At 60.0% G+C, this 24,877-nt stretch carries 30 protein-coding genes; 14 read left to right on the top strand and 16 right to left on the bottom strand.

Features of this window, described 5'->3' with window-relative positions; translation table 11 throughout:
* Positions 1–56 precede the first annotated feature (56 nt).
* A complete protein-coding gene (locus AC1DNI_RS18280) occupies positions 57–1,472 on the bottom strand; it encodes an aminotransferase-like domain-containing protein (protein WP_477692863.1) in 1,416 nt (471 codons plus the stop codon).
* A gap of 93 nt (positions 1,473–1,565) precedes the next feature.
* Between AC1DNI_RS18280 and AC1DNI_RS18275 the strand changes: the two genes are divergently transcribed.
* Both AC1DNI_RS18275 and AC1DNI_RS18270 read left to right on the top strand, forming a co-directional pair.
* Positions 1,566–1,799, top strand: a complete 234-nt coding sequence (locus AC1DNI_RS18275) for a DUF1127 domain-containing protein (protein ID WP_477692862.1) — start codon at positions 1,566–1,568, stop codon at positions 1,797–1,799.
* Between the two features lie 65 nt (positions 1,800–1,864).
* A complete protein-coding gene (locus tag AC1DNI_RS18270; RefSeq protein ID WP_477692896.1) occupies positions 1,865–2,104 on the top strand; it encodes a DUF1127 domain-containing protein in 240 nt (79 codons plus the stop codon).
* A gap of 255 nt (positions 2,105–2,359) precedes the next feature.
* On the opposite strand, the gene AC1DNI_RS18265 is transcribed toward AC1DNI_RS18270, so the two are convergent.
* The 7 genes from AC1DNI_RS18265 to purC form a co-directional block, all read right to left on the bottom strand.
* Entirely contained in the window at positions 2,360–2,776 is a 417-nt protein-coding gene (locus AC1DNI_RS18265) for a hypothetical protein (protein ID WP_228018147.1), read from the bottom strand.
* Between the two features lie 104 nt (positions 2,777–2,880).
* The gene (locus AC1DNI_RS18260; RefSeq protein WP_477692861.1) at positions 2,881–3,540 is read right to left on the bottom strand and encodes a glutathione S-transferase family protein; all 660 of its coding nucleotides are present in this window, start codon (positions 3,538–3,540) and stop codon (positions 2,881–2,883) included.
* 469 nt (positions 3,541–4,009) lie between these two features.
* Positions 4,010–4,240, bottom strand: a complete 231-nt coding sequence (locus tag AC1DNI_RS18255; RefSeq protein ID WP_477692860.1) for an AbrB/MazE/SpoVT family DNA-binding domain-containing protein — start codon at positions 4,238–4,240, stop codon at positions 4,010–4,012.
* Between the two features lie 62 nt (positions 4,241–4,302).
* Positions 4,303–4,971 (bottom strand): phosphoribosylformylglycinamidine synthase subunit PurQ, encoded by a 669-nt coding sequence (gene purQ, locus AC1DNI_RS18250; protein ID WP_477692859.1) that lies wholly within the window; start codon positions 4,969–4,971, stop codon positions 4,303–4,305.
* The gene (locus tag AC1DNI_RS18245) at positions 4,968–5,225 is read right to left on the bottom strand and encodes a hypothetical protein (protein WP_091921908.1); all 258 of its coding nucleotides are present in this window, start codon (positions 5,223–5,225) and stop codon (positions 4,968–4,970) included. Before AC1DNI_RS18245 ends, purQ begins: the two co-directional genes overlap by 4 nt.
* 19 nt (positions 5,226–5,244) lie before the next feature.
* Positions 5,245–5,484, bottom strand: coding sequence for a phosphoribosylformylglycinamidine synthase subunit PurS (gene purS, locus AC1DNI_RS18240; RefSeq protein WP_027231627.1), 240 nt, complete (start codon positions 5,482–5,484; stop codon positions 5,245–5,247).
* A 34-nt stretch (positions 5,485–5,518) separates the two neighbouring features.
* Positions 5,519–6,283 (bottom strand): phosphoribosylaminoimidazolesuccinocarboxamide synthase, encoded by a 765-nt coding sequence (purC, locus tag AC1DNI_RS18235; protein WP_027231626.1) that lies wholly within the window; start codon positions 6,281–6,283, stop codon positions 5,519–5,521.
* A 315-nt stretch (positions 6,284–6,598) separates the two neighbouring features.
* Between purC and AC1DNI_RS18230 the strand changes: the two genes are divergently transcribed.
* Together AC1DNI_RS18230 and AC1DNI_RS18225 are read left to right on the top strand one after the other, a co-directional pair.
* Positions 6,599–6,916, top strand: coding sequence for a DUF1476 domain-containing protein (locus AC1DNI_RS18230; protein WP_027231625.1), 318 nt, complete (start codon positions 6,599–6,601; stop codon positions 6,914–6,916).
* A gap of 119 nt (positions 6,917–7,035) precedes the next feature.
* Positions 7,036–7,803: an HpcH/HpaI aldolase family protein gene (locus AC1DNI_RS18225; RefSeq protein WP_477692858.1), complete on the top strand. Its 768-nt coding sequence runs from the start codon at positions 7,036–7,038 to the stop codon at positions 7,801–7,803.
* On the opposite strand, the gene AC1DNI_RS18220 is transcribed toward AC1DNI_RS18225, so the two are convergent.
* On the bottom strand, positions 7,800–8,348 hold the full coding sequence (locus tag AC1DNI_RS18220; RefSeq protein ID WP_027231623.1) for an RBBP9/YdeN family alpha/beta hydrolase: 549 nt from the start codon (positions 8,346–8,348) through the stop codon (positions 7,800–7,802). The two genes, AC1DNI_RS18225 and AC1DNI_RS18220, sit on opposite strands and share 4 nt — an antisense overlap.
* A gap of 231 nt (positions 8,349–8,579) precedes the next feature.
* On the opposite strand from AC1DNI_RS18220, the gene AC1DNI_RS18215 reads away from it, so the two are divergent.
* Positions 8,580–9,473: a VOC family protein gene (locus AC1DNI_RS18215; RefSeq protein WP_477692895.1), complete on the top strand. Its 894-nt coding sequence runs from the start codon at positions 8,580–8,582 to the stop codon at positions 9,471–9,473.
* A 49-nt stretch (positions 9,474–9,522) separates the two neighbouring features.
* On the opposite strand, the gene purB is transcribed toward AC1DNI_RS18215, so the two are convergent.
* The 5 genes from purB to AC1DNI_RS18190 form a co-directional block, all read right to left on the bottom strand.
* A complete protein-coding gene (purB, locus tag AC1DNI_RS18210) occupies positions 9,523–10,827 on the bottom strand; it encodes an adenylosuccinate lyase (protein ID WP_477692857.1) in 1,305 nt (434 codons plus the stop codon).
* A gap of 90 nt (positions 10,828–10,917) precedes the next feature.
* Positions 10,918–11,655, bottom strand: a complete 738-nt coding sequence (locus AC1DNI_RS18205) for a DUF2259 domain-containing protein (protein ID WP_477692856.1) — start codon at positions 11,653–11,655, stop codon at positions 10,918–10,920.
* Entirely contained in the window at positions 11,652–12,317 is a 666-nt protein-coding gene (rpe, locus tag AC1DNI_RS18200) for a ribulose-phosphate 3-epimerase (RefSeq protein WP_477692855.1), read from the bottom strand. The genes AC1DNI_RS18205 and rpe overlap by 4 nt, the downstream gene beginning before the upstream one ends.
* A 70-nt stretch (positions 12,318–12,387) precedes the next feature.
* The gene (locus AC1DNI_RS18195) at positions 12,388–13,395 is read right to left on the bottom strand and encodes a P1 family peptidase (protein ID WP_477692854.1); all 1,008 of its coding nucleotides are present in this window, start codon (positions 13,393–13,395) and stop codon (positions 12,388–12,390) included.
* Positions 13,395–14,474, bottom strand: a complete 1,080-nt coding sequence (locus AC1DNI_RS18190; protein ID WP_477692853.1) for a branched-chain amino acid ABC transporter substrate-binding protein — start codon at positions 14,472–14,474, stop codon at positions 13,395–13,397. The genes AC1DNI_RS18195 and AC1DNI_RS18190 overlap by 1 nt, the downstream gene beginning before the upstream one ends.
* Before the next feature lie 225 nt (positions 14,475–14,699).
* Between AC1DNI_RS18190 and AC1DNI_RS18185 the strand changes: the two genes are divergently transcribed.
* The 8 genes from AC1DNI_RS18185 (at position 14,700) to AC1DNI_RS18150 (ending at position 21,510) form a co-directional block, all read left to right on the top strand.
* Positions 14,700–15,155, top strand: coding sequence for a flavin reductase (locus AC1DNI_RS18185; protein WP_477692894.1), 456 nt, complete (start codon positions 14,700–14,702; stop codon positions 15,153–15,155).
* 7 nt (positions 15,156–15,162) lie between these two features.
* Positions 15,163–16,110 carry an AAA family ATPase gene (locus AC1DNI_RS18180; protein ID WP_477692852.1) on the top strand — a complete coding sequence of 316 codons (948 nt, stop codon included), beginning with the start codon at positions 15,163–15,165 and terminating at the stop codon, positions 16,108–16,110.
* The gene (locus tag AC1DNI_RS18175; protein WP_477692851.1) at positions 16,100–17,377 is read left to right on the top strand and encodes a vWA domain-containing protein; all 1,278 of its coding nucleotides are present in this window, start codon (positions 16,100–16,102) and stop codon (positions 17,375–17,377) included. The genes AC1DNI_RS18180 and AC1DNI_RS18175 overlap by 11 nt, the downstream gene beginning before the upstream one ends.
* Positions 17,378–17,397: 20 nt before the next feature.
* Complete coding sequence (locus tag AC1DNI_RS18170) at positions 17,398–17,730, top strand: XdhC family protein (protein WP_027231614.1); 333 nt, start codon at positions 17,398–17,400, stop codon at positions 17,728–17,730.
* Between the two features lie 2 nt (positions 17,731–17,732).
* Positions 17,733–18,446 (top strand): XdhC family protein, encoded by a 714-nt coding sequence (locus AC1DNI_RS18165; protein ID WP_477692850.1) that lies wholly within the window; start codon positions 17,733–17,735, stop codon positions 18,444–18,446.
* Complete coding sequence (locus tag AC1DNI_RS18160) at positions 18,443–20,062, top strand: NTP transferase domain-containing protein (protein WP_477692849.1); 1,620 nt, start codon at positions 18,443–18,445, stop codon at positions 20,060–20,062. Before AC1DNI_RS18165 ends, AC1DNI_RS18160 begins: the two co-directional genes overlap by 4 nt.
* Before the next feature lie 8 nt (positions 20,063–20,070).
* A complete protein-coding gene (locus AC1DNI_RS18155; protein WP_477692848.1) occupies positions 20,071–20,946 on the top strand; it encodes an alpha/beta hydrolase in 876 nt (291 codons plus the stop codon).
* 120 nt (positions 20,947–21,066) lie between these two features.
* Positions 21,067–21,510 carry a hypothetical protein gene (locus AC1DNI_RS18150; protein ID WP_036814356.1) on the top strand — a complete coding sequence of 148 codons (444 nt, stop codon included), beginning with the start codon at positions 21,067–21,069 and terminating at the stop codon, positions 21,508–21,510.
* 54 nt (positions 21,511–21,564) lie between these two features.
* Here the strand turns inward: AC1DNI_RS18150 and AC1DNI_RS18145 are convergent, their stop codons facing one another.
* Together AC1DNI_RS18145 and AC1DNI_RS18140 are read right to left on the bottom strand one after the other, a co-directional pair.
* Complete coding sequence (locus tag AC1DNI_RS18145; RefSeq protein WP_477692847.1) at positions 21,565–22,467, bottom strand: diacylglycerol/lipid kinase family protein; 903 nt, start codon at positions 22,465–22,467, stop codon at positions 21,565–21,567.
* A 128-nt stretch (positions 22,468–22,595) separates the two neighbouring features.
* Positions 22,596–23,861 carry a glucoamylase family protein gene (locus AC1DNI_RS18140; RefSeq protein WP_477692846.1) on the bottom strand — a complete coding sequence of 422 codons (1,266 nt, stop codon included), beginning with the start codon at positions 23,859–23,861 and terminating at the stop codon, positions 22,596–22,598.
* Between the two features lie 136 nt (positions 23,862–23,997).
* Between AC1DNI_RS18140 and AC1DNI_RS18135 the strand changes: the two genes are divergently transcribed.
* Positions 23,998–24,693: a fumarylacetoacetate hydrolase family protein gene (locus AC1DNI_RS18135; protein ID WP_477692845.1), complete on the top strand. Its 696-nt coding sequence runs from the start codon at positions 23,998–24,000 to the stop codon at positions 24,691–24,693.
* Positions 24,694–24,877: the final 184 nt, after the last annotated feature.

The raw sequence follows: 24,877 nt of genomic DNA, 5'->3' as shown, positions 1-24,877 counted from the left end.
GTCCACCTACCTACCCAAAGACGCCCTCGCTTGACTACTCACTACTCACTCGCTCACTACGAATAGCTATCGTAGCTCGCGTTGTCAGACTCCATCAGGCGGCGCAACACCGACAGACCCTGGCCGAGCTCTTGGCGGGTCGTCGGGACGGTCAGGCCGACGCGCACACGGTGAAACACCTTTTCGCTGCGTCCGGCCTTGAACTCGTCCTCGTCGTCAATCATTACGCCCTCATTGAGCGCGGCGTTCTTGAAAGTGCCGGAGAGCCATGGATCAGGCAGTTTCATCCACAGGAACGGAGAATGCGGCTGCGACGCGAATTCCATGCCGGTAAAGACGGAGCGCGCCAAAGCCTCGCGTGCGTTCACTTCGGCGCATACCTCGTTGCGGATACTATCAGCTTCGCCGGTATTGACCAGTTGGGCGCTGAGTTCCATCATCATGAAGGGAACGCCGCCGCTGACCATCTTGTGGGCCGTGAGGACGCGGGCCGAGAGGTGAGGCGGGCAGGCGACCCAGCCGCTGCGAATGCCGGCGGCCACGGATTTCGACAGCCCGCCGATGTGAAATGTCCGCTCCGGCGCGAGTTCGGCAAATTTGACGTGATCGTGGCGGGTGAGCGAACCGTAGATCTCATCTTCGATGAGCCAGACATTGTAGCGCCGCGCAATATCGACAATTGCGCGCCGGTCGTCTTCCGGCATGGTGACGGCCGTTGGATTGTGCAACGAAGGCATCAGGAAGACGAGCTTCGGGTGCTGCTGGGCGCAATGCCGTTCGAAATCGCCAGGGGTGAGCGAGCCGTTCTCGGTCTGTATGATGATGCTTCGCCGTCCCATGAGGTTGGCGCTGCGGGCAGCCGAGCAATAGGTCAGTTCCTCGAAAGCGATGCGGTCGCCGGGAACCGTCACAGCGGCGATGATTGCGAGAATCGCAGAGTGAGCACCGAGCGTCGGGACAATCGACGCGGGCTCCGGCACCCATCCAACTGCTGAAAGCCAGCGGCTGCCGGCTGCCTGCCAGGAGGCGGGCAGGGTGCGAGAGTAGCTTGCGATTTCCGAGGGATATTGCTTGGTTACGCCGGCCAGCAACCTTGCCATCGCTTCCGATTGGCCGACGTCGATGGCGGCCGTGCTATCGAGCCGTATTCTCCCAGGTTCGACCGCCTGGTTGCGCGTGCCGCCAAACGTCTCGGTGCGTGGGGACGGGTGTTCAAGTACCGATTCCCTGCGCTCGGTGACATATGTCCCGCGACCGACTTCGCCGCTGACTAGGCCTCGCTCCCGAATGAGATTGTAAGCACGCCCGACGGTGCCAATCGTGACACCGATATCGAAGGCAAGGTTGCGCTGCGGCGGAAGCTTCGTGCCGGGGGCGAGCACGCCTTCGGCAATGTCGGATTCAATACGCTCGGCCAACTGTAAATAAAGCGGGCCTTTGCCAGGTTCAAGATTCGGAAGCCAATTTGTCATGGTGACAATTAATATATTGCGCTTCCAATTGAGTCAATACATAGAGACAATCATACAAAATAAGAGTCAATGACCGGCTTAAAGGAGCCAATTATGAGCACAATAGAGACAATAGGCGCGGATTGCGCTGGCACGAGCGAAATTCGTCGGTTATCGACACCCTCGCGGACCGTGACAATTGTTGCGCTCGTCAATTGGTTTGGTCGTGCAATGCTGAAGCGGCGTACGCGCATCCATCTCAGCGAGCTGAGCAACGATCTTCTCGAAGACATTGGCATTGCACCCGCCGAAGCGCGACGCGAGGTCAAGCGCTTCTTCTGGGATTGATGCAACCTGCGGGCGCCGCACGCTTTTGTGTGGCGCAACGCTTATGACGAGATATTGCGCAAGTGATGACATTTGGAGGCAGTAATGGGTACGACCTATATCGATCCCGCCAGGCCCGTTCATCCAGGCTTGGCAGTACATGCGCACAGCAACCGTTTCGGCCGTCTATTCGGCTGGGGGGAAATGCAATCGACCGGCGGCGGTCGCGGCTTGAGCTTGGCTCCCTCGGCGAAGACGGGCTTAAGGACCTCGGCCTGACGCGCGATCACATCGAAGCCGATCTCGGTAACTACTTCTCGGGATAAACCTCGCCGTTATCGGTCCTACCGACGTTCTTCGGACTGTAGGTCTGAGGACCCATCTGAAAAACCATTTCGCGGTATATTCACCGCCCTTTCCCTCATCCCTGGGCCCTTGGTCCGAGGATCCACGTGGAAGCTGTTGACCGTCGAAAGGAAAAATGGGTCCTCGGGTCAAGGGCCCGAGGATGACGGTGGAGAGGGAGGCGCGTGCACGACGGAGGAGAGGGAGGTCCGGGCAACGCGACGATGACGGCGACTCTAGCCGCTCGCTGCGCAGGACGATTGTCCGCCCGCCCAGCGGCGAACGTCTGCTGCGATGCGGTTGCCGGAAGAATGCATCATCAGCGGGCCAAACGCCTCGACCTTTGCAGGGTTGCCCTCGGCATGAACGACGAGCAAAGGCCGTCCGCCGGGATTGCTAGCCGGTACGACGAGGATGCGCGGCCTTCCCGAATAGGAATCGAGTTCAGGGGCAAGACGGTAGGGCTTGAACGTTGCATCGCCGGACTTGAACCAGCAAGCATTCGCGGCGAGCGCAACGCGTTCCATCGTCGGCAGCGCGGCCTTCTCAGAATTGAAGGCAAGGCTGCCCGGTCCGGGCTTGCTCTTGGATTGGCATCCGGCGAGTGCAGCGAGCGAAATCATCAGGGCAATACCGATCGTCGGCGTCTTCATGCGGCGTTCTCCACGACTGCGCCACTTCGCGTGGGCGCAGAGGACATCTATGCATAAGCTGTCCGGAACCACTGTTCGGCACCGGGATTATGCGGGAATGGGGATCAGGCGGTTTCGAGCTCCCCGAGGAATATTTTGAGGCCGTCCACCATCTCGTACCAGACGAGCGATAGCACCGGATCCTGAATAATCCGTTGCTCAAGCGCGTCGAACCTCGGGTAGGAAGCTAGCAGGTCAGGACGATTTGCCAATTGGCGGAAGGGGTTCATGACAAATCGGGTCGGCGTCAGCCATGCATCGGCGAGCGTCATCTCTTCACCGAGTGCATAAGGTCCATGGCCGAGCCGGTTTTCTACTTCCGCAAGACCGATCTCCATCTGCTTGAACAATTTGCTGATGCGCGCCTCGTCCTTGGACTTCATGAACAGCAGTTCAAGGAGTTCCATGGTGGGCGCGAGCACCTCGAGCTCCGCCGCGCGCGCCAGCATCCGCACAATAGCGCGGTCGCGCGAGTCCGCCGGCAAAAGCGGCGGTTCGGGAAAATGCTCTTCCAGATACTCGGCAATGACGGTGGCTTCGATCACCGTAAGGCCGGAGCCGGTAATCAGGACCGGGATTCGATTGAAAGGCGAAATCGCCCGGAATTCCTCCGGAATCGGCGAGCCGGGCGGCGGGGCAACGATCTTGATCGGCGCCTGCTTGTAATAGGCAATGCAACGGATGATGGAGGAATAGGGAGATAGCGGCCGGGAATATAGCTTCATTGAACGTTCCTCCATTTGAGCCGGCTATTTCTGTGATTTGCCGGGCTCCTGTAGGAGCCTAACGAAATGGCGGGCGATATCAAGGACGACCAAACGGATTGCTGATTGTCAGGCGATCTATGGTGATTCCATCCCCCATACCTTCGGACCAGAGCGCCGAACTGCCGCTATTGATGGCGCAAGCGACAACTAGGGAATCGAAGAGCTGAAGATTATAACGACGCGCAATCCTGATCGCAGCATCGTGCATGGCTACATCAAGTGACACGACAGTGGGGCACAGACGGCGTACAAGTGAAAGCGCCTCCTCGGTTCTGTCCAATCCATGCGCAGCTCGCGGCGGGCGACATGCGTGAACTCGTTCAGAATCTGGACGCCGATGACGCAGCCTTTGCTCAGAAGTTCTTGAGCGCGCCGCCCTTTCGGATCGTCGGTGAAGGCATAAACAAGAACGTCGGTATCCGAGAACTCAACGGGCATTCGCGTCGTCGCGATCGAACTTCCAATCAGGTGGGAGCTTCTTCTGGAAGGTGCGGATGCGCTCGAGCGCCCGTTCACGGGTTTGATCGGAAGATACTTCGAAGGTGCGATCACCCGCTATGCGTATCTCGATTTCGCTGCCCTCCTGAAGTTCGAGAGCATCGACAACGTGGGCTGGAAGGCGAATCGCCAGACTGTTGCCCCACTTTGCTACACGCATATGACCCGACCCCGCTGGATATAGGTCGATTGTATATCCGGCAGAGGGTTCGTCAATAATTGCTAGGCAGCCACTCCGAGGATACCGGCAAAAAGGGCGCGTCCGTCAGTGCCGCCATGCGCAGCTGCGATAAGGTTTTCCGGATGCGGCATGAGGCCGAGCACATTGCCCGCTTCGTTGACGACCCCTGCAATATCGTTGATCGAGCCGTTGGGATTGGTGCCCTCGGCGTAGCGGAAGACAACCTGGCCATTGCCTTCGAGACGGGCAAGCGTTTCCGCGTCGGCAAAATAGTTGCCGTCATGATGGGCGACGGGGGTGCGGATGATCTGGCCCTGCGAATAGCCGCGCGTAAATGCGGTGTTGGCATTGGTGACTTCGAGCTTCACCTGGCGGCAGACGAATTTCAGCGACGCATTGCGCATAAGCGCGCCAGGCAGGAGGCCAGCCTCGACGAGAATCTGGAAGCCGTTGCAAACGCCCATGACCATGACGCCCTTGTTCGCCTTCTCGCGGATTGCCTGCATGACCGGCATGCGCGCCGCAATCGCGCCGCAGCGCAGATAATCGCCATAGGAGAACCCGCCAGGAATGACGATAAGGTCGACATCGGGGATCTCGGTGTCCGTCTGCCACACCGTTTCGGGCGCGACTCCGGAGACGTCGGTCAAGGCCGCGATCATGTCGCGGTCACGATTGAGGCCGGGGAGAAGAACGACTGCTGATTTCATGGGTGTGGTTCAAACCTTGCTTGTGCTTCTGCGAGTTCCCGAAGTTCGAGACGGTTTTCGATGCGATCGAGACGGTCGTGAAGCGAGGACATCGACGCCCTGAGATTGTTCATCTCACCCTCGAGCAGGTGCAGATGACTGCGGACGCTAATACTATCCTGGCGCTGTTCGCGCCCGTTTTCCTTCAACGACGCAATGTCGCCCTGCATCTTCCGAAGAATTTCGTAAATCAGATCGGGCGATATACCGTCCATGGCGAATCCTCAAAAGTGATCAATCAATCGCCACACTATAATCTTCGATCACCGTATTTGCGAGAAGCTTCTCGCACATCGCCTTGAGGTTGGCCTCAGCCGCGGCGCGGTCGGAAGTGTTGAGCTCGACGTCGAACACCTTGCCCTGGCGCACGGAACCAACGCCATCGAAACCGAGACTGCCCAATGCGCCGACAATCGCCTTGCCCTGCGGATCGAGAACGCCATTCTTCAGGGTTACAGTGACACGTGCCTTCATCGACTTGTCTTCTCCGAGCTGATTGGATGAGTGCTTACTTGACCAGAACCGGTCCCGCGGGGCGGGTCGGCTCGTTTTCATTCATGATGCCGAGACGGCGCGCGACTTCCTGGTAGGCTTCGATAAGCCCGCCCATGTCGCGGCGGAAGCGGTCCTTGTCGAGTTTCTCGGCGGTCTGGCTGTCCCAGAGCCGTGCCGAATCCGGCGAGAACTCGTCCGCGAGAACGATCCGCATGAGATCGCCTTCGTAGAGACGGCCGCATTCGATCTTGAAATCGACGAGTTGGATGCCGACACCGAGGAAAAGGCCGCTCAGGAAATCATTGACGCGGATGGCAAGCGCCATGATGTCGTCGATCTCCTGCGGTGCAGCCCAGCCGAACGCCGTGATGTGCTCTTCCGAAACCATAGGATCGTCGAGCTCGTCATTCTTATAGTAGAACTCGATGATCGACCGTGGAAGGACGGTGCCTTCCTCGATGCCGAGCCGCTTGGCCAGCGAACCCGCGGCGATATTGCGCACGACGACCTGGAGCGGAATGATCTCGACTTCCTTGATCAGCTGTTCGCGCATGTTGAGCCGGCGGATGAAATGCGTCGGGATGCCCATGCGGTTGAGCTGGCTGAAGATATACTCGGAAATACGGTTGTTGAGGACGCCCTTGCCGTCGATCACTTCCGATTTCTTGGGATGCAGCACGGTGGTGTCGTCTTTGAAGTGCTGGACGAGTGTGCCTGGCTCTGGTCCTTCATAAAGGATTTTGGCTTTGCCTTCGTAGACACGGCGGCGACGGTTCATTGCAAATCTCGGTATTGGAGTTATCGGTCGGCCCCGGTTCTTAGCAGCGCCGTCATGTTGGCGCGCTAACTATCGTAAAAGCAAGCATTCTACAATGATCCTTTGTTAAGGTGCGCTGATTTGTGGAATATAGGTGCTCCATGAACGATCTACGACAAATTGATTCCAGCGGTTCATTTCGGTCTTTCGATTTCGTGCAAAATGGCTATATGAACCCAAGAAGCGAAAACATTGGGGAACTGCCTGAAAAACGCCCAAGGCCCGGATGTAGTTTAAGCATTGAACCAACCGATCATATTGCGGGAGCAACTGAGGATGACAATGGAAGATCGCAAAAACGCCTTTGAAAACAAGTATGCGCATGACGCAGAACTGCGTTTCAGGGCGGAGGCCCGCCGCAACAAGCTCCTCGGTCAATGGGCGGCCGAAAAGCTTGGCAAGAGCGGTGACGAAGCGGATGCCTATGTAAAGGAAGTCATCAAGGCGGATTTCCAGGAAGCTGGTGACGACGATGTCTTCCGCAAGATCCGCGCTGATTTCGACACGGCAGGTATCGACACGTCCGACCATCGTATCCGCCGCACCATGGAAGAACTGATGGTCGAGGCGATCCGCCAGATCGAAGGTTCCTGAACCGAGCCTTATGACCCAAAAGCCCGGCCACAGCGCCGGGCTTTTTTTATGGCGGCGACTTGACCCGCCGTGGCGGCGTTTCCCATACTCCGCCGCGAAATCGAAGAAGGATAAGAAACATGTCATTTGCGTCGCGCCTAAGGGCTGGGGAGACACTCTATTCCGGCTGGTCGAGCGTGACCGACCCACTGCTCATGGAAGCCTTGTGCCGGACCCCGCTCGATGCGGTGCTTCTCGACATGCAGCACGGCGCCCACGACACGGCGAGCGTCGTTGCGCTGACCGGCGTCCTGCGCGCAAACCAGAAGCCGGCATTGGTGCGTATCCCGGTCGGACGTTTCGATATGGCGAGCCGCGCGCTCGACATCGGGGTCGATGCCGTGGTGGCGCCAATGATCAACAGCGTCGAGGATGCACGGCTTTTTGCTGCTTCGATGAAATATCCGCCGCTGGGCGAACGGTCGTGGGGACAATTGCGCGGTCGGCCCGCGAGCTATGGTGCGGGCGGCTCTGGCGCCTATCTGCGCGAGTCAAATGAGTCGACGGTCGCCTTTGCAATGATAGAAACCATCGCCGCCTACGAGGTATTGGACGACATTCTCGGCGTCGAAGGCATCGACGGCATTTTCGTCGGCCCGTCGGATTTTTCCATCGCCTGGAGCAAGGGCGCCGAGGTCAATGCAGCTTCGGACGCAATCATTGAGCCACTGACTAAAATTGCCGCCAAGACCAAGGCTGCCGGCAAGTTCGCCGCGATCTATGCAGCGAACGCCGACATGGCCAACCGCTTCAGTGCGCTCGGCTATACTTACCTGGCGCTTGCCGTTGATACAGGCTACCTGACGCTCGGCGTGCAAAGCATCCTTGACGGGCTGAAGAAACCCTAAAGCCGCGACAGGAACTGCGCAAAGACCATGGAGCCTTCCGGCCAGGGGCCATGGCCGGATTCGGCGTTCAGGTGGCCGGATTCGCCGGCATCGATGAAAAGCGATCCCCAGGCGGCGGCAAGGTCTTCGGCGACCGCATAGTCGCAATAGTGATCGTTGCGGCTGGCAACCACAATCGAAGGAAAGGTGAAAGGTTCGCGCGGGTAGGGCCCGAACGTCATCAGGTGCTTTGGCCGAATCTTCGGGTTCGAAACGTCGGGCGGGGTGACGAGAAACGCGCCCTTCACCTTGTCGCCGATCTCCGGAATTGCGTGGACGAACGTCGGAACGCCAAGCGAATGCGCGACGATCACCACGGGTTTTGTCGCCGCATCGACCGCCTTGACGACCGCGGCCACCCAGTCCTCGCGCACCGGTTTCGTCCACTCCGCCTGCTCGACGCGGCGCGCCGTGGATAGCTTGGCTTCCCAGCGGGTCTGCCAGTGATCGGGGCCGGAATTGGTGTAACCGGGAACGATGAGAATATCGACGTCTTTGACTTTCATGCGGCGTATTTAGGAGAATCACTTCGGGATCGCAACATTGCGCAAGTGTAGCACCTCCGCAAAATCTCAGGAATAATGGCGCCGCCGCTTCACCTCACCGGGCTCGCATTGTTAGTAAACAATCATGGCTCTAAAGTTCAATATTTGTGAACAAGCTGTTCGCTGCTTTCGGCTTGTATCAAGTGCCGATAAATCCGACCTTACCGGGAACGAGATTTTTTCGAGGAAAGCATCGCGATCACACGCCGGGAACTGGTTGGCGGGTCTATTGCTTTCGTCGCAACAGCGGGAACTGCCCGCGCGGAGACGAGAATGGAGAACACATCCTTTGCAGCAACGGCGCCGGTCCACGTGTCGAAGGTCGGCATTAAGGCCAAGGACGCCGACACGCTGGCAAAATATTATCAGGAGGTCGTGGGCCTGCGCGAGATTTCGCGCAAAGGTCAATCGGTCACTCTCGGAGCGGGGGAAACGCCCTTGCTTGAGATCGAGCAGGCAGATGCGGTGCGCGCGGACGATCCGCACAGCGCCGGACTTTACCACACCGCATTCCTTTTGCCCGCCCGCGCTGATCTTGCGCGCTGGGCCAAGCGCGCCATCGAAAAGCGCACGCCTATCGTCGGTGCTTCCGACCATCTCGTCAGCGAGGCGATCTACCTGACCGATCCCGAGGGCAACGGCATCGAGATTTATGCGGATCGCCCGCATGAAAGCTGGACCTGGAACGGTTCGTCGGTGGCAATGGGCACACAGGCGATCAATGTAGGCAGCCTCGTTGCGGAACCCGGCAGCGAGACGCCCTGGTCCTCGGCTCCCGACGGCACGATGGTCGGACACCTGCATTTGCGCGTCGGCAATGCCAAGGACGCGGAGGCATGGTGGCACAAGGAGCTTGGTTTCGAAACCGTGGCAGGCTTCGGCGGCAGCGCCGTATTCATGTCGACGGGCGGCTACCACCATCACGTCGCGGCAAACTCATGGCAAAGCCGCGGCGCGGGCCGTCGGGACAATGACCGCTCCGGGCTTGCCTGGGCGGAATTCAGCTCGGCTACGGCCAATGACGAACGCGAAATCGTCGACCCCTGGGGCAATGTGATCCGCATCGTTCCTGCGAAACGCGGCTGATCACCGATACTTCGGCAACGCTCGGCCTTTAAGGTCGAGCGTTGTTGCGTCAGCTACCGAACACGCGCTTGAAGATCGTATCGACATGCTTGGTATGGTAGCCGAGGTCGAACTTCTCGCGGATTGTCTCTTCGGGCAGGGCGGCACGCACGTCCGCATCGGCCAGAAGTTCTTCGAGGAAATCCTTGCCCTGCTCCCACACCTTCATGGCGTTGCGCTGCACCAGACGGTAGGAATCCTCACGCGACACGCCGGCCTGGGTGAGGGCGAGCAGCACGCGCTGCGAGTGAATGAGGCCCCGGAACTTGTTCATGTTCTTGAGCATGTTGTCCGGGTAGACGAGAAGCTTCTCGATGACGCCGGTGAGACGGGCCAGTGCGAAGTCGAGCGTAATTGTCGCGTCCGGACCGATCATGCGTTCGACGGACGAATGCGAGATGTCGCGTTCGTGCCAAAGCGCAACATTTTCCATCGCCGGCAGGGCGAAGGCGCGGACCATGCGGGCAAGGCCGGTCATGTTCTCGGTGAGGACGGGATTGCGCTTGTGCGGCATGGCCGAAGAACCCTTCTGGCCCGGCGAGAAATACTCTTCGGCTTCGAGGACTTCGGTGCGCTGGAGGTGGCGGATTTCAACGGACAGCCGTTCGATCGATGAAGCGATGACGCCAAGCGTGGCGAAGTACATGGCGTGGCGGTCGCGCGGAATGACCTGTGTCGAAACCGGTTCCGGCTGCATTCCCAATGCCTTGGCCACATGTTCTTCAACGTATGGATCGATATTGGCAAATGTCCCGACCGCACCGGATATGGCGCAGGTGGCGATCTCAACCCGCGCCGCGACGAGGCGGCTGCGGCAGCGTTCGAACTCGGCATAGGCTTGGGCGAGCTTCACGCCGAAGGTGGTCGGCTCGGCATGGATGCCATGGCTGCGCCCGATGGTGACGGTATCCTTGTGCTCGAAGGCACGGGTCTTCAGCGCGGCGAGAAGCTTGTCGAGGTCGGCGAGAAGGATATCGCTTGCGCGCATCAGCTGCACGTTGAAGCAGGTGTCGAGAACGTCCGAGGACGTCATGCCCTGATGGACGAAGCGCGCATCCGGACCGACAATCTCGGCAAGGTGGGTCAGGAACGCGATAACATCGTGCTTGGTCTCCCGCTCGATATCGTCGATGCGGTCGATGTCGAACGTTGCCTTGCCGCCCTTTTCCCAAATGGTTTTCGCCGCTTCCTTGGGGATGACGCCGAGTTCGGCAAGCGCATCGCAGGCATGGGCCTCGATTTCGAACCAGATGCGGAATTTCGTTTCCGGGGACCAGATGGCGACCATTTCCGGCCGCGAATAGCGCGGGATCATATGTGTTCCTGTCGGCGAAGAATTAAAAGTTGAGTGCGGTCTATCAGACCTTTGCCGATCGCTCAACGCAGGTTTTTGTCGTCGGCGCAGCTAGCGGCGCGTGGTCACGGCCATCCAGCGGTGATCGGGACCTTCGAAGCCGAACGCCCTAATGGCGACAAGAACGGCAACAACCGGCGATGCGCCTTGAGGATAATAGGTTTGCACGGCGCCGATGCTGTAACCGAGCGGACAGCCCCGGCTTGTCGGCACCGTTTCGTCGGCATGGAGCAACTGCGGCGGAGCGCCGGGCTTGTCTTCGGCAAGTGTCAGGCGAAACCCCTTGATATCTCCCATGTTCTGGCACATCTCGCTTGCCGGCGCGGCGATTTCCTCCAGCGTGATGGTGAGGGCTGGATCAAGCGCCGGAAAAATCGGCCGGGGGTTCACCCTTACCTTAAAGGGATCGGCAGAAAGCTCGGTTACCGGATTCGAACCTACGGTAAAGCCGATGTTTGCCCGCAGCTCAACGTCGGTGAGCGATGTCAGGCCCTGCGCATCCCGCGCTGCCTTGTCGCGCGCCTCCTCGAGCGAAGAATGTTCATCGTCGAGGCGGACGCGCACCGGCGTCTTCGGGAGGAACTTGTCGTTCGCGGTATCGATGTAGAACCGGTTGGCATAGGGAAACCCGGAACCGTCCTGAATACCGTATTCCTCGAAGGCGAAAACGCCGCCATCCTTGGAGAAACCGAGAATATTGAGCTTCGCCGCATCGCCCGCATATGATGCAGTTGCCCCTGGAAACAGACCGAGCAGCAAACCAATGGCAAGGCGGCGATACGGGCTCACGCGCTGTTCACGCAGGCATTGCGAATGAGATCGATGTTATCGCGGTAAGATGCGCCCTTGAATACTGAGGACCCGGCAACCAGGGCGTTTGCGCCGGCCGCCGCGGCAAGCGCTGCGGTTTCGGCGGTGACGCCGCCGTCGACTTCAAGATCGATCGGCCGATCTCCGATAATCGCCTTGATTTTGCGTATCTTTTGCAGCGTCTCGTGGATAAATTTCTGGCCGCCGAAGCCGGGATTCACCGTCATGACCAGGATGAGATCGATATCGTCCAGGACGTACTCAATGGCCGATTCCGGGGTTGCGGGGTTCAGCGCAACGCCAGCCTTCTTGCCAAGTGCGCGGATCGTTTGCAGCGAACGGTGGAGGTGCGGGCCGGCTTCGGCGTGAACGGTCAGAATATCGGATCCGGCCTTGGCGAAGGCTTCAAGATATGGATCGCAGGGTGCAATCATCAGGTGCGTATCGAAAACCGCGTCGGTCAACGGCCGGATGGCCTTGACCACTTCCGGTCCAAAGGTGATGTTCGGAACGAAGTGCCCGTCCATGACATCAATGTGCACCCAATCGGCCCCCGCGTCGAGGACGCTCGTTACCTCCGCGCCGAGCTTGGAAAAATCCGACGCGAGAAGGGATGGGGCAATGACGAGCGGACGGCTCATGTTCAGTCTCCGGAATTTAAAACTTGCGCGCCGTTACCATGCGCGTTCCGGTGGCACAACCGAAACCGGTCTAGATCAGCGATTTCCACACTGGATAGGGATCGTTCGTGGCTGGCGCCGCGGCATATATGCCGCGGGCAATCGCCCGTGACATGGTCGAAGCGGCTGCCGCGCAAAGATCGATGAATTCGCCAACCTCCGGCATGCGGCCGCTCGTGCCGGTGGCCAGTGTGAATATGAGGTCGCCGTCAAACGGCGTATGGGAAGGCCAGATGGCACGGGCAAATCCGTCATGGGCGGCGATAGCCAGGCGCTTGGCCTGCGCCTTGGTCAGCACAAGATCGGTCGCGATGACGCCGATAGTGGTGTTCGAGCCCGCTGCCTCGCTGAATTTGGTTCTGATCTCACTGGTATTGGTGGGAAGCGGATGGGGCAGGCCATGACCGCCGAACTCCTCACCGATTTCAAAAGGCGCGGCCCAGAAATGCTTACCTTGTCCTAGTGTTACCGACCCAAGCGCGTTGACCGCAACGAGCGCGCCGATGGTCGCGCCGCTCGCCAGCATTGAAGAGGCTGAGCCGAGCCCGCCCTTCAACCCGGCCACAGTGGCCCCGGTACCAGCTCCGGCGGTTCCGATTTCGAATGCGGGCGATGCCGACTGGACGGCGGCGTAGCCAAGTTCGCGATAGGGCGGGAAGCGTCCCCAATCCTTGTCGCCCCCATTCATCATGTCGAAGAGGATCGCAGCCGGAACGATCGGGATGCGGTGACCGCCGACCTCGAAGCCGACACCCCTTTCGCGCAGCGCCGCCTGAACGCCCGAGGCTGCGTCGAGCCCGAAAGCAGAGCCACCCGACAGTACGAGCGCGTTGATCGATTCAACCGTATTGTGCGGTTCGAGAAGGTCGGTTTCACGCGTTCCCGGAGCACCGCCGAGAACCTGCACGGCGGCGGTCGCCGGCGTATCGCAGAGGATCACAGTCGTGCCGGACTTTACCTTTTCGTCGCTCGCATTGCCGACACGCAGGCCAGCCACATCGGTGATGAGGTTGCGGGGACCTGTCTTGACGCTGGACATCACTTCGCCTCCAGGACGAATTGCGTTCCGTCGAACTTCTGCACCCAGTAAGTATCCGCGATACGCTCGCCCAGGGCGTCAAACTGGACGGTGCCCAGCGCTGTCTCAAAAGCATTCTTGTGCAGGAGTTCGCTGAGGGAACCCGGCTGCGCCTGCGCACCGGCAAGAACCTGCAAGGCGATCTCGGTCGCGGCATAGGCCGGTATGACGTAGCCTTCCGGGACTTTCCCGGCAAGTTCGACAGCGTTTTTCGCGTTGCGGGCGCTGTCGAGCTTTTCCGCGTCGCGCGGTGCTATCATCAGGGTTCCGGCGGCAAGGTCGCTGCCGTTGCCGACAGTGCCGAGCGCCTCGCCGCTGACGATGGTGAGCGGGTAGGACAGGGCGACGGCGCTGCGCCCGATGGCAGCAACGTCGTCGCGCTCGCCGCCGACGAAAACCTGCGTGGCGCCCGCGCGCTTGAGCCGGCCGACCAGTGCGTTCTGATTGTCGAGGCCGGGGCGATACGTATCGGCGAAAACAGGCTTCAGACCCTTCTCCTCAAGCCGCGCGCGCACGCCGGAGGCAAGTTCACGGCCGAAGATGGTGCCATCGTCAATGATCGCGAAGGGTGTGGAATGCCATAGCTGCGCAAGAATATCGCCGGTTTCCGTTACCTCGCTCTGTTCGGACGGCGCGAGCCGGAAAACGGCATAGGGTTGCTCGGCTCGCCGCTCGGTCAGCGTTCGCGACCGCACCCCCGGACTAATGACCGGAATGCCCTTCTGGTTGAGGATCGGCAAGGCGGCCTCCAATGCGTCGGCGCAAAGGAAACCGACGACGATCATGACGTTGGCCTGTACCATCTGCCTCGCGGCCGCTTCACCACCGGCTGCGTCGCATTTGTCGTCGGCGGTGGTGATCGATATCGCCTGGCCTTTTCCGACAGTATTCACCGCTACGGTGCTACCATCGACCACTTGCATGCCGAGGCGCGCAAAGGGACCCGAAAGCGGCGCAATAACGCCAATCCTGTCCTCCGCATGTGCGACACTCGAGACCAGAAGGCCAAGGAATGTTGCGGCGCGTAGCAAGCGATTCATCAAGAGGGGGCCATTTCGTGTTGTATGGTAACCAGTTACATTATTTCGGTAACTGTTTCCTTCATTCCGCGCAATTGGGGTCTATATAATAATAGGATCGAACAAAAATTTGTCCGCACTCTTTGGTTGTGGCGATTGTTGCGATACTGATGCTGCAGATACGGAATTGAAAATTTGCTTATAGCCAAGGATCAGAAGATCGAGCCGCTCGCGTTCCGCAATGCGATGAGCCATTTCGCGGAAGCCGTGCATATTATCGCGACCGATGGTCCGGCCGGACGTCGTGGCGTGACGGTTTCGGCTGTCTGTTCCGTTTCCGACAATCCTGCAACGATGCTCGTCTGCCTCAACCGCGAGCATGAACTCAATCATCTCTTTATCGAAAACCAGGTCTTTGCGCTGAACACCCTCTCGCTTGGCCAGCAGGCGCTGTCCGAAGCCTTTTCCGGCAGGGGCGATCTTGCGCAGCAGGACAGGTTTTCCCTCGGCCACTGGCACACCTTGCAGACAGGTGCGCCCGTTCTCGTCGATGCATTGGCAAGCTTTGACTGCCGCATCGTCGCCACGCACGAGGTCGCCACCCACTACGTGATCTATGGCAAGGTGACGGCGCTCAACATGGGTGATCCGGCCAAATCCCTGATCTACCTGAACCGATCTTACCACTCCGCCGGAGACTAGGACCAGCATGGGCAAGCAAGCCGTTTCGTCCCTGCCGCAATCGATCGAGGCCACCTTGGCCCTGCTCGAATCCGGCGGGTACGTTGCGGACCGGGCCTTGGCGACCGTCTTGTTCCTGAGCTTGCGCATGAAGCGGCCGCTGTTTCTTGAGGGCGAGGCGGGCGTCGGCAAGACGGAGATCGCCAAGGTGCTGGCGACCACCCTCGGCCGTCCTCTTATCCGGCTGCAGTGCTATGAGGGCCTCGACGTATCCTCGGCCGTCTACGAGTGGAACTATGCGGCGCAGATGATCGAGATCCGGCTCGACGAGGCGAGCGGCGTCATCGACAAGAATGCGATCGAGCGCAACGTGTTTTCCGAAAAGTACCTGATCCGGAGGCCGGTGCTGCAGGCGCTTTCGGGCGAGCAGGGCAAAGCGCCTGTCTTCCTGATTGATGAACTCGACCGCACGGACGAGGCGTTCGAAGCCTTCCTGCTTGAAGTTCTGTCGGATTATCAGGTGACGATCCCGGAGCTTGGCACCATTCGGGCGAACGAGCCGCCGCTTGTCATCATAACCACCAATCGTACACGTGAAATCCATGACGCGCTGAAGCGGCGCTGCCTCTACCACTGGGTGGATTACCCCTCGGCGGAACGCGAGCTCGAAATCGTCCGCCGCAAGGTGCCGGCCGCCAATGAGCGCCTCTCGGACGAGATCGTCCGCTATGTCCAAAAGCTGCGCGAAGTCGACCTCTTCAAGCTGCCTGGCGTAGCCGAGACCATCGACTGGGCCGGGGCCCTGACGGAGATGGACAAGCTCGCCCTTGATCCTGAAGCCGTATCCGACACGATCGGCGTACTCCTGAAATATCAGGACGATATTGCCCGCATCGCCGGCGGCGAGGGGCGCCGCATCCTTGACGAAGTCAAGTCGGAGATACGCCAATCGGCCGCCAGCTTGAATGCCGTCTGACATGGCGGCGCTCGAACCATCACTGCAGGCGGCGGGTTCGGGCAGTCATCTTGCGGACAATATCGTCTATTTCGCCCGGACCCTGCGCAAGGCAGGCATGCGCGTCGGTCCAGCCTCCGTCCAGGATGCAATCCAGGCGGTGCTCATCGGCGGTATCGGCTCGAGGGATGACTTCTACTGGACGCTGCACAGCGTTTTCGTAACGCGCCGCGAGGACCATGCGACATTCGATGAGGCGTTCCGCCTTTATTGGCGCTCGCGTGAACTGATCGAAAAGATGCTGGCAATGTTCTCCCCTGTCGCGATGGCGCAGGACCGTGAACGGGCAAGGGCAGCCGAAGCGCGGGTCGCCAAGGCGTTGCTCAGGGGCAATGGTCAGCCGGAGCCGGGTCAACGCCCGCCGGAGATTGATATCGACGCCCGCTTTACATTTTCCGGCAAGGAAGTCTTGCGGGCCAAGGATTTTGCGCAGATGAGCGCCGCTGAGCTCGGTCAGGCGCGACGCGCCATGCGCGAACTAACCCTGCCGCTCGATGAGGTCGAAACCAGGCGCTACCGCAGCGATCCGCGTGGGAGGCGCATCGATCCGCGGGCCATGATGCGGGCAAGTCTGCGCACGGGAGGCGATCTCATCCTGCCAAAGTTTCGATCGCGCCGCGTCGTCCACCCGCCGCTCGTCGTGCTTGCAGATATTTCCGGCTCGATGAGCCAGTACACGCGCATCTTTCTGCATTTCATGCATGCGATCATGGAGAGGCGACGGCGCGTTCATTGCCTCGTCTTCGGCACGCGTCTTAGCAATATCACGCGGCCATTGCGCTACCGTGATCCTGACGATGCCATTGCGCGGTGCACCGATGTTGTAAAAGACTGGTCCGGTGGCACGCGCATCGGTGAGACATTGCATGAATTCAACAGGCAATGGTCGCGCCGCGTCCTGACCCAGGGCGCCGTGGTCCTGCTCATTACCGATGGTCTTGAGCGGGAGGATACAAGCGAACTCGAAGCGGAGATGGAGCGGCTGTCGAAATCGTGCCGGCGTCTGATCTGGCTCAATCCCTTGCTGCGCTTTGAAGGCTTCGAGCCGCGCGCCCGGGGCGTTCGGGCAATGCTTCCCTATGTCGATGACTTTCGCGCCGTGCATAACCTTGAAGCGCTGGACGATCTGTGCAAGGCGCTCGGCCGGCCCCGCGACCGTAACGACGATCCGAAACGCTGGCTTGACCGGGCGACCCCTTCCCATGCGCCGGGATCGCACCCATATTGAGCCTGCTGGAGGGCATGACGATGCTGGAATCCAATCAACAAACACTTGATCCCTTGATGACTGCGCAGGATTGGATGTCCGATGGCCGTGATGTCGCCATCGCGACTGTCATCGAAACGTGGGGGTCGGCGCCAAGGCCGGTCGGCAGCCATCTGGTCATCGATCGCTCCGGCAATTTCGAAGGTTCGGTATCGGGCGGCTGCGTCGAAGGCGCGGTTATCGCTGAGGCCATGGAGGTGATCGAGAGCGGCCAGCCGCGCATGCTCGAGTTCGGGGTTGCCGATGAAACGGCATGGCAGGTCGGGCTTTCCTGTGGCGGACGCATTAGGGTTTATGTGGAGCGGCTGGGCTGATCGTGGATCCCTTTTGCCTCAAGAAACTCAACGAAGAGCGCCGCGCACGACGGGCCGCGATCCTCTTGACTGATATTGGGGATGGCCGGGACCGGGTGATCCGTCAGGGCGATCCTGTCGCCGGTGCGCTGGGCCACGCGGTTCGAACTGCATTCCTGTCGGGCCGGTCCGGAATTGCCGATGTGGATGGCCGGTCCTTTTTTCTGAATGTGCATCTGCCGCCGCCACGCCTCGTTGTTATCGGAGCGGTCCACATCAGCCAGGCATTGGCGCCCATGGCGAAGGTTGCCGGCTATGACATGGAAATCATCGATCCGCGCACGGCCTTTGCGACACAGGAGCGCTTTCCGGATGTCGTGCTTCACGCCGAATGGCCGCAAGACGTGCTGGTAGCCCGCCCGCTCGACCCCTACACGGGCGTGGCCGCAGTGACCCATGACCCGAAGATCGACGATCCGGCGCTCGCGGCGGCGTTGACGTCCGGCTGTTTTTACGTCGGCGCGCTCGGCAGCCGCAAAACACATGCAAAGCGGGTGGAGCGGCTCAAGCTGCTGGGGCTTGCTGACGAACAGATCAGCCGGATCAGCGCGCCAATAGGACTTGATATCGGGGCCTCCAGTCCCGCGGAGATCGCCGTCGCGATTATCGCCGAGGTCGTCAAGACATTCCGTGCGCGCGAACTGCAGCCATTGCAGCAATTGGACCGAACCGTATGATATTCGGTGAAATGCCACTCGACGGTGCGTTCGGCGCGATACTCGCCCATTCGACCCATGCGGGCGGGCTCAAGCTGAAAAAGGGGCATGTGCTTACAGCCGCGGATATCACGGGGCTACGGGCGGCAGGCGTCAGGCACGTCATTGCAGCGCGGCTGGAAAGCGGCGATCTCGAAGAGAATGCCGCCGCCGAGCAAATCACCAAATCGCTTGAAGTATTCAATGTCCGGCTGGGGACCGCAACGACGGGCCGCGTCAACTGCTACGCCGAAAAAGCCGGGCTTTTTGCTGTCGATGCCGATCTCGTCAATGCCGTCAACGCGGTTGATCCGGCCGCAACGATTGCAACCTTGAAACCATTCGAGCGCGTTGAACTCGGCCAGATGGTTGCGACGATCAAGATCATCCCATTCGCAGTTCCGGCGCAAGTCATTGATCGCATCGCAATGCTGGCGCGCGGGCGCGTGGCGATTGGCGTCCATGCCTTTACCGGCGCGCGCGTCGGCCTGGCCCAGACGACCTTGCCGTCGGTGAAGACGAGCGTACTCGACAAGACCCGCCGCGTCATCGAAGCGCGCATAGCCGGAAATCATGGTGAACTGACGGCCGAGCGGCGGACCACCCATTCCGAAAGCGCGCTTGCGGAGGCCATTCGCGACCTGCATCGATCGAACGACGTTGTCATCGCATTCGGCGCATCGGCGGTGGTCGATGCCGGCGACGTCGTGCCGGCGGCCATCAGGCAGGCCGGGGGCGTGGTGCATCATGTCGGCATGCCGGTCGACCCAGGCAATCTTCTGGTGCTTGGCGAACTCGGCGGCAAGCCGGTCATCGGTGCGCCGGGCTGTGCGCGCAGTCCAAAGGAAAATGGCTTCGACTGGGTGCTCGAGCGCCTCATGGCAAATGTCCCCGTCACCAAGGAAGATGTCATCGGCATGGGCGTAGGGGGCTTGCTTATGGAGATAACATCTCGGCCGCAGCCGCGCGATCCACGACCATCCGCGTCGCGCGCCGATGTGGCGATCGCGGTGCTCGCGGCGGGACAGTCGACACGCATGAACGGCTCAAACAAGCTGCTCGCGACTTTCGCCGGCATGCCTTTGATCCGGCGCTCGACCCTGACTGCGATCAAGGCCGGCGGACATCCGGTCATTGCCGTTCTCGGCCATATGGCCGGGCAATGCAGCGCGGCGCTCGAGGGCCTCAACGTTGTCATCGCGCTCAACAAGGACTACGCAAGCGGCCTTGCATCCTCGCTGCAAACCGCAATCCGGCATGTGCCCGCTTCGGCGGACGGAGTGCTGATGTTGCTCGCCGACATGCCGGCGCTTTCGAGCGAGCACGTCGAGACAATGATCAGGCGTTTCAGCGAGGCAGGGGGCCAGTCGATCGTGCGTGCGACCTTTGACGGTAAGCGCGGCAACCCCGTGCTTTTGCCACGCCAATTATTTGACGAAGTCTTCACGCTTGCCGGTGATGTCGGTGCTCGTCATCTGATCGAGCGGGGCGATTTTCCGCTGATCGATGTTGAACTTGGCGAGGCAGCGGCTATTGATGTGGACACCCCGGACATGCTCAATCGCGCCGGCGGCACGATCGCCCTGCCGAACCCTTAGGACTAACATTGCTGAAACCCATCCTCTTCGCCGCGTTCGCTCTGCTGTGCCTCGCCGCGCCCGCTTCCGCCGTGCAGCTCGATCCGTACAAGGACGATCTCTTTGCCTATCCCGGTATTCTGAAAAGCGCGGATGGCGGCGACTATGCGGTTGTGGATTATAATGAACTGCGGGATATCAATGGCCGCGACACGGTGCCGGAACGGCGGGTCAAGCCGAACTACGTGTCCTTGCAGCCGAAACGCTCGCAAAAGGATCTCGTAGTCACGACCGACAGCGGGTCGGTCAAGGTCATGGCGGCCGGCAATCTCGACAGCCCGGCCATCATCACGATCTACCTGCACGGGCAAGGCGGAAATCGGCAGCAGGGGATGAACGATTTCACGTTCGGCGGCAATTTCAATCGGCTGAAGAACCTCATGGACCGGAACAACGGTCTATACCTCACGCCGGATTTCAACGATTTCGGCGAAAAGGGTGCAGCGCAAGTTGCTGGCTTGATTGCCCATTTCAAGGCGCAGTCGCCGCAAGCGAAACTGTTCGTTGCCTGCGGATCGATGGGCGGAATGTTATGCTGGCGGCTCGCGGACGATCCAAAGGCGGCAAAGGATATTTCCGGATTGCTGATCCTCGGATCGCTTTGGGACGATCACTTCGTCGGCTCCGCTTCGTTCAAGCGCCGTATACCGGTCTTCTTCGGCCACGGTAGCCGAGACCCTGTCTTTGCCATCGACAAGCAGGAAGCCTTCTATCAGCAGATCCGGGCTTCCGCCAAAGGCTATCCCGTGCGCTTTACCCGGTTTGAAAGCGGCAACCACGGCACACCTATCCGAATGACGGACTGGCGCGGTGCGTTAAACTGGATGCTGTCGGTCGCACCCTGAGCTTCCTCATGTTGTGGCAATAAAGTCCCATTGTGGCAGTTGTGCCACTAGACAAATGGCGAAAAGCGAATAGTTTCCGGCCTATATCCAATACTGCGATGAGACTTTGCGGAGAGACCCATGCGCCTGCCTGAAATACTGAGCCGAATTGCCCCTTTGGCGGTTCTTATTCCCCTGGCAGCATGCTCCACGACCGGCCAGCCTCCACTGGTTCCGATGATCCCGACTTTCGCGCCGGTTCGCCCGCCGGTGGATTCAGCGCTGGCCGAACCCTGCATCCAGGCGGCGGCAGTCAAATACTTCCTCTCCGAAAGCAACATTAAGGCCGTTGAAGCGGAATCGATGGGCGGTGGCGTAAGTCAGGTGCGCCTCAAAGCGGATATCCGCGATGCCATGTGCACGGTAACCGACAAGGGCAAGGTCCGCTCGATCGTCGACACCATGCCGAAGAGCGCCGACCAGGCTGCAGCCGACGAGGCCGCGGCACGCAAGGCCACGAACCCGGCCCCAGCGGCAGCGCCCGCTGCGACGCCGGCAAAAAAGAACAAGAAAACCAGCAGCTAAGCGGTCTTTCCTTTATAATCTCAGCAGCGCGGCCATCGCCGCGCTGTTTTCATTTCAGGGAAGCTTCGGCGCAAGCACTTTGAGTTCGCCGGCGCGAACGGCAATCTTGACGTCGCGCGGCAGCGGGATCAGCTCGCCATCGATCGTGGCCTTGGCGCCGCGCCGCAGGTGCGGGAAGTGAAGCTCGACCTTTCGGGCCACAACTTCATCGACATCCGGGTTGCTGCGCCACGAGCCGGTGAGCACCGTGAAAGCCAGCTTGAGAAGGGCGGCCGGCGTCAGTTTTCCAGCAATATAAACGCCGAGCTCGCCACGGTTGACGACCTCGGGAACCGGCAGGACGCCATGGCCATAGGCATTGTTGGCGACGGAAATCGCGGAAACGGTTCGCTCGATGGTGGTTCCGTCGATGACCATGCGAACGAGGAATTTGGGCGGACGGCCCATGGCCTTGGCAAAGGCGCGCGTGCTGGCGAGCCGCTTGCCCCAGCGCGAGCGATATTCCAGCGTGTTGCGAACCTGTATCATCTGAGGCTGGAAGCCGATCGAGAACTGATGGACGAAACTTTCGTCATTGGCCGTTGAAATATCAACAGCTTCGATCGATCCGGTCGCAAGGCTTTCAAGCGCAGCGTTGAGGTCGAGCGGGATCTTCAGCGCCCGGGCGAAAAGGTTCATCGTGCCGGCCGGCAGGACGGCGAGGGGTATTTGCGACTTCCATGCGAAATCCGCGGCCGCGGAAATCGTACCGTCACCGCCGCCGGCCATGAGCACATGGTCGCCCGGCTCGGCGCAGACGCGTTCAAGCGCTTTGATTAGCTTCTTGCCCGGGATGATCTCGCTTTCGAACGTATGCCCATGGCTTTCGAAGATGGACTTTGCCGTCGCTGCGAACGCTTCCATGTCCATCGTGCGAAAGGTGCCGCCATCGCGGTTGAAAACGGCATGGACTTTCATGTCTGATCCTTGTTCAGCGGGAAGCGCGGCGAGGTGAGCGGAAGATTGTCAATTGCCCCACTAAAAACAATCCCTCAGGCGTGTTTTCGTTCCTCGACTTTCGTAGGGCATAGGGGGCCATAATGGGCCTACACCAGTGACACGTGCGGGCTGACAAAGCCAAGCTTGCGCAGCCCATCCCTGATTTCCGGCGCGCTCATGAAGAGTTCCCAAAGCAGCCCGCTGCGGTGGTTCTCGATCATGGCGACAATCGGACCTTGATTGATCGCAAGATAGGTGCGGGCATACCAGTTGCGCGCCGGTGCAAAAGCATCGACGAACCCGAAACGCCCGGCCATCCGGCCTTGCGGCAAAGTCATGAAATGGCGCAGCGCCCGCATCGACTCGTAAGGCGTGTAGGGAAGGCTGCTCAGGGCCGCTGTCGGTGCAATCAAACCCATGTCGGAAACCGGTGAACTGACGGCGTAACCCTTGGGCGCGTGGCTCGCAGTCAGCCCCCAGCAATCGTTGGAGTGGGTTTTTTCCACGCTGTGCAGATAGTTGATGCGCGTGTGATTGCAGTTCTGCTCCCAGTAATCGGCGTAGCGATCCTTAAGGCCGCGCGGGTCGAGGCCGCAGAAGGAGTAATGGGCAAAGAATAGGGGGCCGCCATAGTCCGGACCCAGCGGCAGCGTTACTCCAAAGTACTCGCGCCCGTTGGCGATTGTGCCGTTGCCAGCAAAGCCCTCGTGGTAAATCCGGGGTTCGATCGCGTAGTCGGGGGAGGCGGCGGCGAGAACATACGTGATCAGCGCCTCGTTCCAACCGCGGATCGGCACATTGCGCGCCCAGCCATGTTTCGGGCTGTGATGCCAGTAAAGCGCATTCGTTCCGGGCTTTACGTGCGCTCTCCAGTTGACCGCGCGCCAGAGACGATCGATCCGGGCCCTCAGGTTGAAGCTTCCCGCATGTTGCGAGGCGAGATACTGGCGGACGCAGATAAGCCCCTGAAACAGCAATGATGTTTCGACGAGATCGCCGCCGTCATCAAGGCGCGAGAAGGGGACCGTCGAGCCGTCGCGGCCGTTGATGAAATGCGGATAGACGCCCTGGTAGCGCGTCGCTTGCTCGAGGGTCGATACCATTGCATCGAAACGGGCAAGCGCATCCCGGCGTTTGATCCAGCCGCGTTCAAGGGCGACAATGATCGCCATGAAGGCAAAGCCAGAGCCGCTTATCGAGACGAGGTCATTGTTCGGATCGGCCGTCCGGCCAGACCTGTCGCGGGCAAGGCCGCTATGGGGATGCGCGCCATCCCAGAAATAGCCGAAGCTGGCGCGCTGCACCCGCTCAAGCAGTTCTTCATCGCTGTCCTCGCCATGAAACGCTGGGGCCGAGTCAAATCGAAGATGCATGGGAGGCGCAATATCCTTGCCAAGGGCATTATGCCGCTGCATATGCCGGGTTGCATCAGGCGGGCGTCTCGACTCTATAGTACGCATGGCGCTGAGTGAGAAGGCGCAACCGGTAAAACCCGAAAGAGGCGAATAGATGTTTGAAGCCCGTTTTGTTTTTGACCCGCTTCCGCAACCGGCATTGCCCGTGGCCGGTCTGGACAAGCTTTTCCCTGTCCACCGCATCTATTGTGTTGGACGCAACTATGCCGACCACGCCATCGAAATGGGACATGACCCGAGCCGCGAGCCGCCATTCTTCTTCCAGAAGAACCCTGATAGCCTCCTGACCGAGGGGCGCGATTTTCCGTATCCCACAGCGACCAACGATGTTCATTTCGAAATGGAGCTCGTTGTGGCGCTTGCCAAGGGCGGCTCCGACATCAGCGTCGAATATGCGCTGGATCATGTCTACGGCTATGCCGTCGGGCTCGACATGACGCGGCGTGACTTGCAAGGTGAGGCCAAGAAGCTCGGCCGCCCCTGGGAGGTCGGCAAGGCGTTCGAGGCATCGGCTCCATGCTCGCCGATTGTGCCGGCGGCGTCGATCGGCCACCCGGTCGCCGGCGCCATCTGGTTGAAGGTCAACGGGACCGAACGCCAGCGGGGCGACCTCGACCAGATGATCTGGAAGGTTCCAGAGACGATTTCTTACCTCTCGACACTATTCACGCTGCAGCCGGGTGACCTGATCTTTACCGGCACGCCGTCTGGTGTCGGCGCTGTGCAACGCGGCGATGAAATGCATGGCGGCGTTGATGGAATCGGTGAAATCCAGGTTCGGGTCGTCTAGGGCGGCCTGCAACCCAACACAATTTTGCCAACGAACCGAACTTGTTTCTTCCGAGATCGATGGCGACGGCGAAAATAATTTTTTGCGAAATGTGGCGGGCCGTTGCGGGGATTTCCACGCTATTGGCGCAGCTTAGGCAAATATGTGCCGGCTAAGCGGAAACCCCTCGCATTTCCGTGAAAAG

The organism is Phyllobacterium sp. 01N428, assembly GCF_056399405.1.
This window is presented reverse-complemented; position numbering and strand designations above follow the sequence as displayed.

What these genes read in the sequence shown, in the direction of transcription:
- AC1DNI_RS18280 (WP_477692863.1), bottom strand. Translation starts at nt 1,472, where the DNA reads ATGACAAATTGGCTTCCGAATCTTGAACCTGGCAAAGGCCCGCTTTAT.
- AC1DNI_RS18275 (WP_477692862.1), top strand. Translation starts at nt 1,566, where the DNA reads ATGAGCACAATAGAGACAATAGGCGCGGATTGCGCTGGCACGAGCGAA.
- AC1DNI_RS18270 (WP_477692896.1), top strand. Translation starts at nt 1,865, where the DNA reads ATGACATTTGGAGGCAGTAATGGGTACGACCTATATCGATCCCGCCAG.
- AC1DNI_RS18265 (WP_228018147.1), bottom strand. Translation starts at nt 2,776, where the DNA reads ATGAAGACGCCGACGATCGGTATTGCCCTGATGATTTCGCTCGCTGCA.
- AC1DNI_RS18260 (WP_477692861.1), bottom strand. Translation starts at nt 3,540, where the DNA reads ATGAAGCTATATTCCCGGCCGCTATCTCCCTATTCCTCCATCATCCGT.
- AC1DNI_RS18255 (WP_477692860.1), bottom strand. Translation starts at nt 4,240, where the DNA reads ATGCGTGTAGCAAAGTGGGGCAACAGTCTGGCGATTCGCCTTCCAGCC.
- purQ (WP_477692859.1), bottom strand. Translation starts at nt 4,971, where the DNA reads ATGAAATCAGCAGTCGTTCTTCTCCCCGGCCTCAATCGTGACCGCGAC.
- AC1DNI_RS18245 (WP_091921908.1), bottom strand. Translation starts at nt 5,225, where the DNA reads ATGGACGGTATATCGCCCGATCTGATTTACGAAATTCTTCGGAAGATG.
- purS (WP_027231627.1), bottom strand. Translation starts at nt 5,484, where the DNA reads ATGAAGGCACGTGTCACTGTAACCCTGAAGAATGGCGTTCTCGATCCG.
- purC (WP_027231626.1), bottom strand. Translation starts at nt 6,283, where the DNA reads ATGAACCGTCGCCGCCGTGTCTACGAAGGCAAAGCCAAAATCCTTTAT.
- AC1DNI_RS18230 (WP_027231625.1), top strand. Translation starts at nt 6,599, where the DNA reads ATGACAATGGAAGATCGCAAAAACGCCTTTGAAAACAAGTATGCGCAT.
- AC1DNI_RS18225 (WP_477692858.1), top strand. Translation starts at nt 7,036, where the DNA reads ATGTCATTTGCGTCGCGCCTAAGGGCTGGGGAGACACTCTATTCCGGC.
- AC1DNI_RS18220 (WP_027231623.1), bottom strand. Translation starts at nt 8,348, where the DNA reads ATGAAAGTCAAAGACGTCGATATTCTCATCGTTCCCGGTTACACCAAT.
- purB (WP_477692857.1), bottom strand. Translation starts at nt 10,827, where the DNA reads ATGATCCCGCGCTATTCGCGGCCGGAAATGGTCGCCATCTGGTCCCCG.
- rpe (WP_477692855.1), bottom strand. Translation starts at nt 12,317, where the DNA reads ATGAGCCGTCCGCTCGTCATTGCCCCATCCCTTCTCGCGTCGGATTTT.
- AC1DNI_RS18195 (WP_477692854.1), bottom strand. Translation starts at nt 13,395, where the DNA reads ATGTCCAGCGTCAAGACAGGTCCCCGCAACCTCATCACCGATGTGGCT.
- AC1DNI_RS18190 (WP_477692853.1), bottom strand. Translation starts at nt 14,474, where the DNA reads ATGAATCGCTTGCTACGCGCCGCAACATTCCTTGGCCTTCTGGTCTCG.
- AC1DNI_RS18185 (WP_477692894.1), top strand. Translation starts at nt 14,700, where the DNA reads ATGAGCCATTTCGCGGAAGCCGTGCATATTATCGCGACCGATGGTCCG.
- AC1DNI_RS18180 (WP_477692852.1), top strand. Translation starts at nt 15,163, where the DNA reads ATGGGCAAGCAAGCCGTTTCGTCCCTGCCGCAATCGATCGAGGCCACC.
- AC1DNI_RS18175 (WP_477692851.1), top strand. Translation starts at nt 16,100, where the DNA reads ATGCCGTCTGACATGGCGGCGCTCGAACCATCACTGCAGGCGGCGGGT.
- AC1DNI_RS18170 (WP_027231614.1), top strand. Translation starts at nt 17,398, where the DNA reads ATGCTGGAATCCAATCAACAAACACTTGATCCCTTGATGACTGCGCAG.
- AC1DNI_RS18160 (WP_477692849.1), top strand. Translation starts at nt 18,443, where the DNA reads ATGATATTCGGTGAAATGCCACTCGACGGTGCGTTCGGCGCGATACTC.
- AC1DNI_RS18150 (WP_036814356.1), top strand. Translation starts at nt 21,067, where the DNA reads ATGCGCCTGCCTGAAATACTGAGCCGAATTGCCCCTTTGGCGGTTCTT.
- AC1DNI_RS18145 (WP_477692847.1), bottom strand. Translation starts at nt 22,467, where the DNA reads ATGAAAGTCCATGCCGTTTTCAACCGCGATGGCGGCACCTTTCGCACG.
- AC1DNI_RS18140 (WP_477692846.1), bottom strand. Translation starts at nt 23,861, where the DNA reads ATGCATCTTCGATTTGACTCGGCCCCAGCGTTTCATGGCGAGGACAGC.
- AC1DNI_RS18135 (WP_477692845.1), top strand. Translation starts at nt 23,998, where the DNA reads ATGTTTGAAGCCCGTTTTGTTTTTGACCCGCTTCCGCAACCGGCATTG.